General features: G+C 48.7%; 13 protein-coding genes and 1 pseudogene. 9 read left to right on the top strand and 5 right to left on the bottom strand.

Annotated elements, in window-relative coordinates; translation table 11 throughout:
- The 5 genes from RMO52_RS14605 to ppsA all read left to right on the top strand — a co-directional run.
- On the top strand, positions 1 to 402 hold a 402-nt coding region (locus tag RMO52_RS14605; protein ID WP_310415497.1), incomplete at its 5' end, for an enolase C-terminal domain-like protein.
- Positions 403 to 480: 78 nt separating this feature from the next.
- Complete coding sequence (locus RMO52_RS14600; protein ID WP_309741845.1) at positions 481 to 1,083, top strand: pentapeptide repeat-containing protein; 603 nt, start codon at positions 481 to 483, stop codon at positions 1,081 to 1,083.
- Between the two features lie 56 nt (positions 1,084 to 1,139).
- A complete protein-coding gene (locus RMO52_RS14595; RefSeq protein WP_310415494.1) occupies positions 1,140 to 1,925 on the top strand; it encodes a class I SAM-dependent methyltransferase in 786 nt (261 codons plus the stop codon).
- A 174-nt stretch (positions 1,926 to 2,099) separates the two neighbouring features.
- Positions 2,100 to 3,014: a hypothetical protein gene (locus RMO52_RS14590; RefSeq protein WP_309741847.1), complete on the top strand. Its 915-nt coding sequence runs from the start codon at positions 2,100 to 2,102 to the stop codon at positions 3,012 to 3,014.
- 28 nt (positions 3,015 to 3,042) lie between these two features.
- Entirely contained in the window at positions 3,043 to 5,568 is a 2,526-nt protein-coding gene (gene ppsA / locus RMO52_RS14585; protein ID WP_310415491.1) for a phosphoenolpyruvate synthase, read from the top strand.
- Between the two features lie 368 nt (positions 5,569 to 5,936).
- Here the strand turns inward: ppsA and RMO52_RS14580 are convergent, their stop codons facing one another.
- Together RMO52_RS14580 and RMO52_RS14575 are read right to left on the bottom strand one after the other, a co-directional pair.
- Positions 5,937 to 6,260 carry an MgPME-cyclase complex family protein gene (locus tag RMO52_RS14580; protein ID WP_309741849.1) on the bottom strand — a complete coding sequence of 108 codons (324 nt, stop codon included), beginning with the start codon at positions 6,258 to 6,260 and terminating at the stop codon, positions 5,937 to 5,939.
- Positions 6,261 to 6,382: 122 nt separating this feature from the next.
- Complete coding sequence (locus RMO52_RS14575; RefSeq protein WP_310415489.1) at positions 6,383 to 7,108, bottom strand: pyridoxine 5'-phosphate synthase; 726 nt, start codon at positions 7,106 to 7,108, stop codon at positions 6,383 to 6,385.
- A gap of 160 nt (positions 7,109 to 7,268) precedes the next feature.
- Between RMO52_RS14575 and metK the strand changes: the two genes are divergently transcribed.
- The 4 genes from metK to RMO52_RS14555 are packed head-to-tail and all read left to right on the top strand — an operon-like array spanning position 7,269 to position 9,398.
- Positions 7,269 to 8,528, top strand: coding sequence for a methionine adenosyltransferase (gene metK, locus RMO52_RS14570; protein ID WP_310415486.1), 1,260 nt, complete (start codon positions 7,269 to 7,271; stop codon positions 8,526 to 8,528).
- Positions 8,529 to 8,565: 37 nt separating this feature from the next.
- Entirely contained in the window at positions 8,566 to 8,706 is a 141-nt protein-coding gene (locus RMO52_RS14565; RefSeq protein WP_310415483.1) for a hypothetical protein, read from the top strand.
- A gap of 39 nt (positions 8,707 to 8,745) precedes the next feature.
- A complete protein-coding gene (locus RMO52_RS14560) occupies positions 8,746 to 8,982 on the top strand; it encodes an AbrB/MazE/SpoVT family DNA-binding domain-containing protein (protein WP_310415480.1) in 237 nt (78 codons plus the stop codon).
- Positions 8,979 to 9,398, top strand: a complete 420-nt coding sequence (locus tag RMO52_RS14555) for a putative toxin-antitoxin system toxin component, PIN family (RefSeq protein ID WP_310415476.1) — start codon at positions 8,979 to 8,981, stop codon at positions 9,396 to 9,398. The genes RMO52_RS14560 and RMO52_RS14555 overlap by 4 nt, the downstream gene beginning before the upstream one ends.
- A 7-nt stretch (positions 9,399 to 9,405) precedes the next feature.
- Here RMO52_RS14555 and surE read toward each other — a convergent pair whose 3' ends face one another.
- From surE to RMO52_RS14540, 3 genes and pseudogenes are all read right to left on the bottom strand, one after another.
- The gene (surE, locus tag RMO52_RS14550) at positions 9,406 to 10,242 is read right to left on the bottom strand and encodes a 5'/3'-nucleotidase SurE (RefSeq protein ID WP_310415472.1); all 837 of its coding nucleotides are present in this window, start codon (positions 10,240 to 10,242) and stop codon (positions 9,406 to 9,408) included.
- 182 nt (positions 10,243 to 10,424) lie between these two features.
- Positions 10,425 to 11,318: a tetratricopeptide repeat protein gene (locus RMO52_RS14545; RefSeq protein WP_309739709.1), complete on the bottom strand. Its 894-nt coding sequence runs from the start codon at positions 11,316 to 11,318 to the stop codon at positions 10,425 to 10,427.
- A 256-nt stretch (positions 11,319 to 11,574) separates the two neighbouring features.
- Positions 11,575 to 13,275: pseudogene (locus RMO52_RS14540) on the bottom strand (DUF4335 domain-containing protein); the annotation flags it as partial.

Raw genomic sequence — 13,275 nt, 5'->3', positions numbered from 1 at the left:
ACTTATCCCCTCGCCGAGCAGTGGTTAGAAACTTGTAGCCAGGAAGCGCGGATCGAATTTATCGAGCAACCGCTGGGCGTAGATGAGATCGATCGGACGATCGAATTAGCCCAAAAATATCATACCCCGATCGCCCTAGATGAATCTGTCGCGACCTGCGATCGGATCGAAGCCGTCTACGCTGCTGGGTGGCGCGGTATTTATGTCATCAAGCCAGGAATCGCCGGATTTCCGTGGCGGTTAGGCGATTTCATCGCACGTCACCAGCTCGATGTAGTTTTTTCATCAGTGCTGGAGACTAGCGTAGGCAAAACTGCCGCTCTCCAATTGGCATCGACGTTGAAACTCAGCCGCAGCATGGGGTTTGGTGTAGATGAATGGTTTAGCGAGATCGCTCGATAGCTTCTCGAAATTAGATCGGTTTGGTAGAGCCATTATTTTTAGTAAAGAACAAGTTTTCGTTTACAACATGGAGAAATTATGGAACAGGTATTTATAGAAGAAGAAACTTTTGACAAAATAGATTTCACTCAAAACCCATTGTGCAAAGGTGAGTATGAATATTGCACCTTCCTCAACTGCGATCTTTCATATGCCGATCTTTCCGAGTTTAAATTTTTGGAATGTGAATTCTCAGGCTGCAACCTCAGCTTGGCAAATCTTACTCAAACAGCATTGAAAGATATTAAATTTAAAAGTTGCAAAATGTTAGGGCTGAATTTTGGTGACTGCAATGAATTTGGATTTGCAGTGAGCTTCAATACCTGCATACTCGATCGCTCTTCGTTTGTCGATACAACATCGCCTACGAAGAAGCGGGTCAAACTCAAGCAGACAATATTTAAAAACTCTCAACTTTATGAAGTAGACTTTACCGAATGCGATCTTAGCTCTGCCGTATTTGATGACTGCGATTTGACGGGAGCGATGTTTAAAGACACGGTTCTGGAAAAAGCTGACTTGCGGACTGCGATTAATTACTCAATCGACCCCGAATTAAACCGCATTAAAAAAGCTAAGTTCTCTCGATCGGGTATAGCAGGACTATTGGATAAATACGACATTCAAATAGAAATTCAGTAGTCCACGAGATCGATTTTTTAGATAAGATCGAAATTCGTTACTTGTAGATCGATACCATGAGCGAAACTAATACCAATCCCAGCGCACTGCATACACTCAATCCACTCAATCGGTTTTCAGATCGAGCAGCCGATTATGTCAAATATCGACCGAGCTACCCCGCCGCAGTCATTGACACCATTTTGGATGGGTTAGATGCGGCAACGATTGTCGCCGCTGATATTGGTGCAGGTACGGGCATTTCTGCGCGGTTGTTAGCCGAGCGCGGTGTCCGAGTACTCGCCATCGAGCCGAATGCCGCGATGAGCGCGGCGGCAAAACCGCATCCCTTGGTAGAATTTCGCGATGGCAAAGCCGAGGCGACGGGGATTGAGGATGATTCAGTCGATTTAGTCACCTGTTTTCAAGCTTTCCACTGGTTCGATCCGACACCGACTTTACTAGAGTTTCAGCGCATTCTCAAATCGACGGGACGGTTAGCATTGGTTTGGAATAATCGGGATAAAGAAGATGCTTTTACAACTGAATATAGTAACTTAACCGTCTCTGGATCTGTCGATCCAGCGATTCACAAACGCTCTGACTCGGCACAACCACTGTTAGTTAGTCCACATTTTACCAATGTCCGATTAGCTACTTTTGCCAATTATCAAGAATTGGATTTAGCCGGATTAATCGGGCGGGTGCGGAGTAATTCTTACACCCCAAAGGAAGGAACCTTGCTAGATCGACTGATACTAGACCTAGAGCAGTTGTTCGATCGCTTTCAAAATGATGGTTTTATTTGTCTCAAATACTCTACTAGCCTACATCTAGCTTCCTGCGACAACAAAAATATTTAGCTTCAGTGTGGGCATACTGAAAGTAACCATTCATCTACTATGTAGCCACTGGGCTACGGCTAGTTTTTCTGAAAGTTCCGGATATTTGCGGAAAACACGTAGAAATAGTGTATCTGAATATGATGCTAGCGATGGTGAGTAGTTATAAACATCGCCTCTTCACAATCTCAATATATGTCTAAGGTTTTAATTGCTGCTGGAATTGGGTGGAGTTTCATCGCTATATCTGCCGTCAGTTGTAGCTCCAAATCTCCTACTGCAAAGATCGATCTAGCACCGATGGCTGTCGCCGAGCAGACAGCACCCGGACAAAACCTCGATCGATTACCGATCGTTATCCCATCCACAGCGCCGATCGGTAGTCCAGATGTCAAAACTGTCACAGTTAGCTCTCCTGCGCCAGTACCTGATGTCAACTCATTGAACTCGATCGCAGATTTGGCTCGAAAACCAGCTACCGAGCTTGCCAACCTGCAATTGAAATCGGATGCAGCACCTCAAGATCCAATCGCCGACGATCTTCAGCCTACTCACTCGGAAGATGTCGGTAATATTGCCGCTCGTTCTCCCAAAAATGCTATTTGCAAATCCTTTCCGTGTCTAGTTTTAAGCAAAGCTCCCAGCCATCCCTATAGTAAATTTCAGAACCCTATTTATCAATTGACAGCCTATCGAAACAAAACATCAAGCTCTACCTTTCAACTCGATGCTGTTAGTGGCAGAGGATTTACGCAAGCTAGAAATCGTTATCAAAGCCAGACAGAAGCACCATTACCAGATGGTTCTTATTCGATATCAGCGCGAGTAGTTGCTGGCACTATTGCTGAAGTCGGCGGTACGATGGTACCGATTTTTCCCAAGCCTGGTTTCGATCGCCGGATGAGACGCACTGCTCTGGGTATTCACTGGGATCCAAGTTTTAATAAAGATAAAAAAGAAGATGGTACATCGGGTTGTATCGGACTCACAACCAAAAAAAACTACCAGCGAGTGAGAGATTTTATTCTCACATATCGTCCGCGATCGCTCGAAGTCCGAATCGATCGCGGACCTTCCTCACAATTTCCTCAAATTCTCAGTCTAGACTAAAATATCATCGCCACTAGAGGACTGAATTATGCTCGGTACCGCTCCCACATTGATGACCGAAATAGCTCGCGATCGAGCGTTTATTCTGTGGTTTGATGAAGTTGGTATCGACGATCTCCCGCTGGTGGGTGGTAAAAATGCCTCACTGGGAGAAATGATCGGGCAACTTGCGTCCAAAGGAGTGAATGTGCCGAATGGATTTGCCAGCACTGCGGCGGCTTATCGCTATTTTATTGCCCAAGCAGGTTTAGAGCCTAAACTTCAGCGGATTTTTGCCGACTTGGATGTCGATAATCTCCAAAATCTGCGCCAGATTGGCGAACAGGCGCGATCGTTGATGTTGAATGCGCCGTTCCCGCAAGAATTAGAACTAGCGATCGCGAATGCTTATACCCAACTTTGCGATCGATATGGCTCTGGTGCAGATGGCGATCTCCTCGCCCCAATTCACACCGATCTAGTCGAATGTCTGCATCATACCGACGTAGCGGTGCGATCGAGTGCTACCGCTGAAGATTTACCCGATGCTAGTTTCGCCGGACAACAGGAAACTTATTTGAACGTCCACGGGGTCAAGCAGGTGCTTGAAGCCTGTCATAAATGCTTTGCCTCGATTTTTACCGATCGAGCGATTTCCTACCGGGCAACGCGGGGATTCGACCATCTAAATGTGGATCTCTCGGTGGGAGTCCAAAAGATGGTGCGATCGGATTTAGCTGCTTCAGGAGTGATGTTTTCGATCGATCCCGAAACCGGATTTAGGAACGCGGCTTCCATCTGTGCGGCTTATGGCTTGGGTGAAAATGTCGTCCAGGGCGCGGTAAATCCTGATGAATTCTTGGTGTTTAAACCCACGCTCGCCGATGGTTTTCGCCCGATTCTCCAAAAACGGCTGGGGAGTAAAGCGATGAAGATGGTTTACGATGTGGGCGGATCGAAACTGACCACAAACGTGCCCGTTACTGAAGCCGATCGTGCTAAATTCGCGATCTCGGATGATGAAATTCTCACATTGGCGCGGTGGGCGGTAATTATTGAGGATCATTATTCAGCCGTGCGGGGCATATATACGCCGATGGATATCGAGTGGGCAAAAGATGGTGAAACCGGACAGCTATACATCGTTCAGGCGCGTCCCGAAACAGTCCAGTCCCAGAAATCCGCCAATATCCTCCGCAGCTATCGGTTCACATCGCCTCACCAATCTACCATCCCTGCTCTGACGATCGGGAGCGCAGTCGGCGAACGCATCGGGCAAGGATCGGCACGGGTAATTTTTGATGTCCATCAAATCGCCCAATTCCAGCCGGGAGAAGTCCTGGTGACAAATAAAACCGATCCAGACTGGGAGCCGATTATGAAAAAGGCGGGCGCGATCGTCACCAATCAAGGCGGACGTACCTGTCATGCGGCGATTATTGCCAGAGAAATGGGGATTCCGGCGCTCGTTGGCTGTAGTGATGCGACTACGGCGATCTCCACAGGGCAAGCGGTCACTGTTTCCTGCGCCGAGGGTGACATCGGGCGAGTAGATGATGGCTTGTTGCCATTTGAAGTCATCGAGACCCAATTGAGCCAGTTACCGCCCACCCACACCCAAATCCTGATGAATGTCGGCAACCCCGATGCCGCGCTGGGACTGGCGGCGATTCCTTGCGATGGTGTCGGTTTAGCACGGTTGGAGTTTATTATTGCCAACCAAATCAAGGTGCATCCTTTGGCATTACTAAATTTCGATCTGCTCGCAGATGCAACTGTCAAACGCGAGATTGCCAAGCTGACGTTGGGCTATCCCCACAAGCCAGATTTCTTTGTCGATAAACTAGCACATGGCATCGCCACAATTGCCGCAGCCTTTTATCCTCGTCCCGCGATCGTGCGGATGTCCGATTTCAAGAGCAATGAGTACGCCAACCTGTTAGGCGGTCGTCAATTTGAACCCCATGAAGAGAATCCGATGATTGGCTGGCGCGGCGCTTCGCGCTACTATGACCCCACCTATCGAGCTGCTTTTGCGCTGGAATGCCAAGCATTGAAGCGGGTGCGTGAAGAAATGGGCTTGATGAATATCATTCCGATGATTCCCTTCTGTCGAACCCCCGCTGAAGGTCGCCGCGTCTTGGCAGAAATGGCTGCCAATGGCTTAGTGCAGGGCAATGGGCTAGAAGTCTATATGATGTGCGAAGTACCCAGCAACGTCATCCTGGCGGCTGAATTTTCCCAAATCTTCGATGGTTTCTCGATCGGCTCGAACGATTTGACTCAGTTGACATTGGGACTCGATCGCGATTCAGAACTAGTATCCCACATTTTTGACGAGCGCAATCAAGCGGTGATGGCGATGGTCAAAATGGCAATTGCTACCTTCAGAGCCAACGGCAAGAAAATCGGCATCTGCGGACAAGCCCCCAGTGACTATCCAGAATTTGCCCGCTTTCTAGTAGAACAAGGTATCGATTCGATCAGCCTCAATCCCGATTCGGTGATTAAAACTCGCCTAGAAATTGCGCGGGTAGAAGCTAGTTTGAGCGAGATTGGCGGCCGATCCGCTTAGTCATGACACCCATGATAAATAGCACAACCCAAGTGTCAACATTTCGATCGGGCGTTTCGATACTTTACTCAATCGGGTAACGTCTCCTTCAGGAGAAAGCCAAACAATTTCAGGATAGTAGTGGGACGACACGACTAAAACTGTGGGTAAAGCGATCGTTCAAAATATTGCTAGTTGTATTTTTCAGCGTTCTGAATGCCCACAGTTTTAGTCGTGTCGTCCCAGTAGGGTGGGCAATGCCCACCACATAGATCGTATGTAATTCTAGTGTTTAAAATAATTATGCCGACTTACTTAATACCGATCGTTTGTGAATAAACTACCCGATCTTTTCAAGAAATCGGATATCCAAAACTGAATCCTACAATTTAAACCGCTGCGATTGCCAGTGGATCGGGAATAGTCGCCGATGGAGCTAAAAATTCACCCGTTATCACAAACTCTAAACGCAGTTTCAACCACGTAATAAACTGTTTATTAGTAGAGATAATTCCTGTAGCTGGCTGGGGAATTTTAGCCTTGATACTAGCTAATTCTGGAGCATCCAAAAAAGCTGGTCGATCGATAATCCAAAAGTCAATTTCTTTCTTTTGTTCTTGATAATTGCGAATCCGCTCTGAAAACACTTCATCGAGATCTTCTTCCTCTCTCAGAAATCTTTGACTGGCGACTAGGTAGTAGTAGGTTTTCATATTAGGTTTTAGGTTTTAGGTTTTAGGGGGGAAAGGGGAAAGGGGGAAAGGGGAAAGGTAATGAACAATTCTTCATCTCCCAGTCTCCCATCTCCCAGTCTCCCATCTCCCATCTCCCATCACTAGTAAATAACTCCAAACATAGCGGCTTTCATTTCGCGAATGGCGCGATCGATCCCGACGAGTACCGATCGACTGATGATACTGTGGCCGATATTTAATTCTTCCATACCGGGTAGCAGCGCGATCGGGCGGACATTCCAATAAGTCAGTCCGTGTCCCGCATTCACCCGCAAACCAGCCGCGATCGCCAGTTCGCAGCCTTGGGCTAAATTTGCCAGCTCCTGCTCCACCTGAATTGGCTCTCTAGCCTCCGCATATCGTCCCGTATGCAGTTCGATAAATTTGGCTTTTATCTGGGCTGAGGCGTCAATTTGGGCGGGTTCTGGGTCGATAAATAGACTCACCGGAATCCCCGCTGATTGTAACTTATCGACCACCGATTTCATGCGATCGAGTTGTCCGGCAATATCCAAACCTCCTTCCGTCGTCACTTCTTCCCGTTTCTCCGGTACCAGTGTCACGTAATCGGGTTTTACCTCCAACGCGATTTGTACCATCTCTGGTGTCGCTGCCATCTCCAGATTCAATCGCGTCCGCACGGTTTGGCGCAACAGCCGAATATCCCGATCCTGCATGTGCCGCCGATCTTCACGTAAATGTGCCGTAATCCCTTCCGCGCCAGCTAATTCAGCCAATACCGCAGCCGCGATCGGATCGGGTTCCACCGTGCGTCGTGCCTGCCGAATCGTGGCAACATGGTCGATATTTACCCCAAGTGTCAACAACTTTCAATTCTCCTGCGTACAATTTTAGGATAGATTTAATAATAGCTAGTCTCTTTTGCTAGCACATCAAATTGCAGAATGGTGAAATTCTGGCTTAATTTGTGAGTATTGTGTAAATATATAGGCTAACATTAGCCAGTACCAGAAGGAGGACTGTTCCTTGTCTCGTAGATATCTTTTTACTTCGGAATCCGTAACGGAAGGTCATCCTGACAAAATCTGCGATCAGATCTCTGATACAATTTTGGACGCATTACTCGCTCAAGATCCCTATAGCCGGGTTGCCGCTGAGGTGGTAGTCAACACGGGGCTAGTATTGATCACTGGTGAAATTACCACCAAAGCAACAGTTAATTATATCGACCTAGCCCGCAACAAAATTGCCGAAATTGGCTACACAGATGCCGATAATGGCTTTTCGGCAACTAGTGCCTCAGTGCTGATTGCGCTAGATCAGCAATCGCCAGATATCGCCCAAGGGGTAAATACCGCTAAAGAAAATCGCGGCGATAGCAACGAAATTTTTGACCAAACTGGTGCTGGCGATCAAGGAATTATGTTCGGGTTTGCTTGTAACGAAACACCCGAATTAATGCCCCTACCGATTAGTCTGTCACACAGAGTAGCCCGTCGCTTGGCAGCCGTCAGGAAAACTGGCGATCTCCCCTACCTCCGTCCCGATGGCAAAACGCAAATCACCGTCGAATACAAAAATGGTGTCCCGTTCGGGATCGATACCATCTTGATTTCTACTCAACATGATGCGGCAATTGGCGACATCACCGACGACTTAGGCGTTCAAGCCAAAATCAAAGCCGATCTCTGGAAGTATGTAGTCCTCCCCGTGTTCGCGGATTTAGAGATCAAACCCGATGACAAGACTCACTTTCTAGTGAACCCAACGGGTAAATTTGTCATCGGTGGCCCTCAAGGGGACGCTGGTTTAACCGGACGCAAAATCATTGTCGATACCTACGGCGGCTACTCCCGTCATGGTGGCGGTGCTTTCTCCGGCAAAGATCCCACCAAAGTCGATCGATCTGCGGCTTATGCCTGCCGCCACGTTGCTAAAAATATCGTAGCTGCTGGCTTGGCTACTAAATGTGAAGTACAACTGAGCTATGCGATCGGGGTTGCTGCTCCCGTGAGTATTTTAGTCGAAACCTTCGGCACTGGCATCATTAGCGACGACCAACTCTTTGAACTGATCGAAGAACACTTTGAACTGCGTCCAGAAGGGATTCTCGCTACCTTTAACCTGCGAAATTTACCCGCCGAACGCAACGGTCGTTTTTATCAAGATGTCGCCGCCTACGGCCATTTTGGACGCGCCGATCTCGATCTACCTTGGGAGCAAACCGACAAGGCGGCTACGCTCAAAGCGGCAGCGGCTAAGTTTCTCACGACCACGGCTGGTTAGTATCTAAATCTACTTGCTACGAGCGAGGGGGTTGCTCATGTTTCCGCCCCTCGATCTGGCACTGGTCTGTCCTCATGCTGCTATGATGACGTTCGATCGAGCGTCTATTTTACCGAAGATATTAGCTACCGGAATTCTCGATCGCCGATACTACTTTACGAATGAGAGACTATACTAAAGTAAGGACATCTTACTTTAGTATCAGAGGAAATTAAAGGTGCTTGTCAAGCTAACCGCTAAAAATCAACTTACCCTGCCTAAAAGTGTCACCAACAAGATTGCGCCGACCGAATACTTCGATATTAAGGTGGAAAACGGGCAGATCGTGCTTACCCCAGTCAAGATTCAGCAGAGTGATGCCGTCCGAGCTAAACTAGCCGCTTTAGATCTAAGCGAACAAGATGTAATTGATGCTGTAGCTTGGGCGCGGGAACCTCGCAGCCAAGTACAGTGACGCAACTAATACGAGCAGTCATCGATACCAATATTCTGGTGTCTGCCCTTATTTTTAGTGGCGGGAGGGTAGCTATATTGCGCCAGTTGTGGCAAGAAAATCGGTTTCAACCCCTAGTATCTAAGCCTACTGTGACCGAGCTAATCCGGGTGCTGGCTTACCCTAAATTTAAGCTGACTCCAACCGAACGAGAGGATTTACTGGCAGATTATCTCCCCTTTTGTGAGACGGTACAAATGCCGATTGAGCTGCCGCAAATTCCACCGTGCCGCGATTCCGATGATGAGCCGTTTCTGTATCTAGCGACTGTCGGAGCAGCCGACTATTTAGTCACGGGAGACCGAGATATATTAGTTCTAGCAGATGTTTTCAATTGCCAGATCGTCACCGCCGAGCATTTTCTGGGAATGTTCTAGACCAAATCTATTTTTTATCAGAGACATCTGCGCCAGAGAATTCGATTTTCAAGCCCTCAACGCCGCTATCTTTAAGACCAAAGACACCAGTAGTCGATGTCATATTAAACTGGAGCGGCACGATCGTAATAAAGTTACGTTTAATCGCTTGCACATCGGTTTCAATGTCTGGCGGGAGATGGAGATGTTCCGGCTGATCCAAATCTTGCACTACTTCACCAGACAACCAATAATAAGTCTTGCCGCGCGGATCTACCCGCTTTTGGAACGTATCAAAATAGCGTCTGATCCCTTGTCGGGTAATCTTAACGCCAGCTATTTGAGCTGCTGAAACGGGCGGAATATTGACATTTAATAGCGTTGCTTCTGCTAATGGCTGCTGTGCTAGATGAGCGATTAAATCTTTGGCAAAATCCGCTGCGGGTTGAAACTCCTTGCAACTAAAACTAGTGAGACTAAAGGCAATACTAGGAATCCCCTCGATCGTGCCTTCCATCGCCGCAGACACCGTGCCAGAGTACAAAACGTCCGTACCGAGGTTGGCACCATGATTGATGCCTGAGAGGACAAAATCGGGGAAACTGTCGAGCAATGCTCCAAGTGCTAGTTTGACACAATCCGCTGGCGTCCCCGAACAAGACCACGCCTTGACGGTATGATGAAAAATCCCCGTCACTACTTCTGCCCGAATCGGATCGTGTAGGGTCAGACCGTGACCAGTTGCCGATCGCTCGCGATCGGGACAGACTACAATTACTTCATGTCCGGCAAGTGCGAGTGTATCCGCCAATGTCTTAATACCGAGCGCGAAGATCCCATCATCGTTGCTAATTAGTAATTTCATCAGGATCTGTGCGAGGTGGCTGTTAGTGTCTTTTTAGCACATCATAGTCACATATTGGTAAGTTAGTCTCGATCGATCTTCGTACTCAGTCAGTGGCAACCGATTTAGAGTTGCCAGCCAAAATCGCCCAACCGATCTAGATTGGGCGGTTTTGGCGGGGATGACGGCGCGAATCGGCTTAATTAAGGTTTGGCTGGAGTGGTGCTAGGAGCAGCGGGTGGTGCAGCTTTGGGGGTGGCAGGTGCTGGCGTGCTTGGTGTTACTGGCGCTGGCGCACCCAGATTGGGGGGAGTTATTTGCGGCGGTTGGGTGGATTGAGCGATTTGATTGATTCGATCCTTGTATTCTGAGGGAGCCAGATTTACCGCTGCATTCATGAGCGACTGTGCTTCAGTCAGATTGCCCATCTGTTTGAAGACTAGAGCTTTGGCTAGGACGGGGCGAAAATCTGCTTTATTAGCCTCGATCGCTGTATCATAAATCGCTAGTGCATCAGCATTCCGCTGTTGGGTGAGATAAATTTGCGCCAGTAATAAGTTGAGCGGTGTGGCATCGGTAGTTGGTGTCACTGTTTTCAACGCGGATCGAACGGCACCGAGCGCGGCTTCGGGGCGTTTGGCATCGATGAGTAAGCCGACTAGTCCTTGCAGCGCGTTAATATTTTGCGGTTCAATAGCCAAGACAGTCCGATAACTAGTTGTCGCACCCTCCCGATCGCCCAAATACTGTTTGGTTTGAGCTAAAAGTACCGTATAGTCTGGAATCTGCGGATTGAGTGCGGCAATTTTTTCGAGTGGTACTAGGCTACCGGGGATATCGCCCAATTGCAATTTAGCATCGAGCAAGCCTTTGAGGGCAACTTGATTGTCTGGCTCTTTTTGTAATACTTGAGTATAACCTTGTGCCTGTGCTTGAATTTGGTTCGCTTGTGCGGTTGATAGGCTCTTTGATTCTGTGGCGACTGCGGCACCACCATCGAATACCAAATTAAACAGCGGAAACAGCGAAAATCCAGTGAGAGCTAGCACCGAAAGTGCGGCCACTAGATTGATGACCCAGCGATGACGATTTAACACAAACTCCTCTCAATATTAAACGATTGGTACCGATTTTATCAGAAAATTGGGTAAAAACCTCCCGGAGTAAATCGAATCGTAGAGCCAAGAATCCTCGCCCTTGATGGCGCTGCGGGAGACCCGCAACGCTGGGAAATCGACCGAGATTATCTAACTCATTCAATTCTCTGTCCTTGGTGGATCGGCAGACGCTACAAAGGACAGAAAAGAGGTAATTAATAATTATTAACTATTAATTATTAATTATCGAACGTCGCTAGTTACCTTCTGGCTCGATGAAAGTCTCCACATTCCCATCTGGTTGCAGGAGTACCCGAATTTTTTGGTCGCTATTCCCGGCTGCGGCTGGAGAGAGTAACTTTTGTCCGGGTTTGATAAATTTGGTTTGCTGAAGGTAAATAGTCGCTGGTGTGCCTTGAGGCGTCACACTCTGAACGGTACCGCTTTTACCGCTGACTTGGATCACGTATTGCAGTGAGTTAGTCTGAGTAGTACTAGCTCGCCATTTACCTTGAAAAAAGCGTTTGCTTTCTTGCAGGGAGGGAATATTTACTGGATCGGTACCAAAATTTGCCGCACTGGGTTGTAGCGGTTGGTTGGGGACGATCGGCGGAACTTGCGGATCGGGCGCGGCGCTATTTTGATTGGGGTCGATGAGATTGGGATTGGTGGGGACGGGCACGATCGGCTCAAAGCTAGGTGGGGTAGTCACACCAGCGTCAATTGGCATGGTTGTAGGCTGGGGTTTGATTGTGGGTTTGGGTTTGGCTGTTCGAGCGGTTTTCTTGGGGTTTACACGAGTTGCCGGATCGATCCGCCCGGACTCATCTAGTCCCGATCGATCGAATGGGATTGGCGTACTTGGTGGACTTGAGACGATCGGCTGTCCCGCTGGGGGGGTAAGCATCGGTTGCGTCGAGAGGGAAACTTTACTTGGAGCGCTCGGCTCGATCGGGAGTTGACCGATTTTAGCAGTTTGAGTAGGGGCAGGTGTTTTCTTGACTGAAGTAGGCTTGGTGCTGCTGGTGGGTGTGGGAGTAGTGGTGGTACCAGGCGGGTTGACAGCCAGAATGCTATCGGTCGCGAGGGGATTGGGTGCGATTGTGGGGTTAGCGCTGGCAGTACCGGGGGTAGTTGGCACGAGTGCCGATCCCAGTAGTGATTCTGATAGTGGGGCAGTTCCCAATTTCCCCGGCGTTGCGGTAGTGGCACCTGGCGGTGTCGCGGTTACTGGCGGCTCGATTGGCTGCTGTTGCCAAGGTGTCGGGATAGTACCGTTCACTGGTGGTGTCGATGTGGCTACTGGTGCGGTCGTCGCAATGGTAGTTTTTTTGGTGCCTGTTGGAGTGGGCGTTTTGAAATTACTAGTAGCATCCTTGAGAAAATTTGGGTTGGGATCTAGTAATAATAGTGGTGCCCCGACAGCAATTGCGGCGGCGATCGCCCAAGGGATTCCGGACATGAATGAAGCCGAACGCGATCGCGGAGCGCGATAATAAGCTTGACCTACTTCCGTCATTTGGGGCGGGATTCTCGGCAAATTTGGCAGCCGCGATCGCGCTGAGTCCATACTACTGATTTCTGGGTGGCGATCGTCTGCCGCCCGACTAAACACATTGGGTTGTGCGGGTGTCGTCACATGCTCGGCAGCATACTCATCTAAGACAGCAGCTAGATCGAACAGTTGAATGGCAGAAACATTCAGCTTTTCGGTAGATGTCGGTGTAGCTAGATCGCCCAAATATAAGTAATGCTCCAAAGAGCGATCGCTAGCAGTGGTGAGATATGGAGTAGTAGGTGAATGCGTCGCACGGTCTTTAATATTAGCGTTCGGTTTGGTGGGAACATGGCGATCTTCACGCGGATCCGGACGATGGGAGGATTGCCCCCACCGACCTAGTAAGCTGGAAATACTCGGTTTATCATCTTCATTAGGATTGGCTGGTGCCGGAAATTG

Origin of the sequence: Chamaesiphon sp. OTE_8_metabat_110, from assembly GCF_031382685.1 — a bacterium.
GTDB lineage: Bacteria > Cyanobacteriota > Cyanobacteriia > Cyanobacteriales > Chamaesiphonaceae > Chamaesiphon.
The sequence above is the reverse complement of the archived record's forward strand: the minus strand, read 5'-3'. Positions and strand labels throughout refer to the sequence as shown.

What these genes read in the sequence shown, in the direction of transcription:
- RMO52_RS14595 (WP_310415494.1), top strand. Translation starts at nt 1,140, where the DNA reads ATGAGCGAAACTAATACCAATCCCAGCGCACTGCATACACTCAATCCA.
- RMO52_RS14600 (WP_309741845.1), top strand. Translation starts at nt 481, where the DNA reads ATGGAACAGGTATTTATAGAAGAAGAAACTTTTGACAAAATAGATTTC.
- RMO52_RS14565 (WP_310415483.1), top strand. Translation starts at nt 8,566, where the DNA reads ATGTTTCCGCCCCTCGATCTGGCACTGGTCTGTCCTCATGCTGCTATG.
- ppsA (WP_310415491.1), top strand. Translation starts at nt 3,043, where the DNA reads ATGCTCGGTACCGCTCCCACATTGATGACCGAAATAGCTCGCGATCGA.
- RMO52_RS14590 (WP_309741847.1), top strand. Translation starts at nt 2,100, where the DNA reads ATGTCTAAGGTTTTAATTGCTGCTGGAATTGGGTGGAGTTTCATCGCT.
- surE (WP_310415472.1), bottom strand. Translation starts at nt 10,242, where the DNA reads ATGAAATTACTAATTAGCAACGATGATGGGATCTTCGCGCTCGGTATT.
- RMO52_RS14580 (WP_309741849.1), bottom strand. Translation starts at nt 6,260, where the DNA reads ATGAAAACCTACTACTACCTAGTCGCCAGTCAAAGATTTCTGAGAGAG.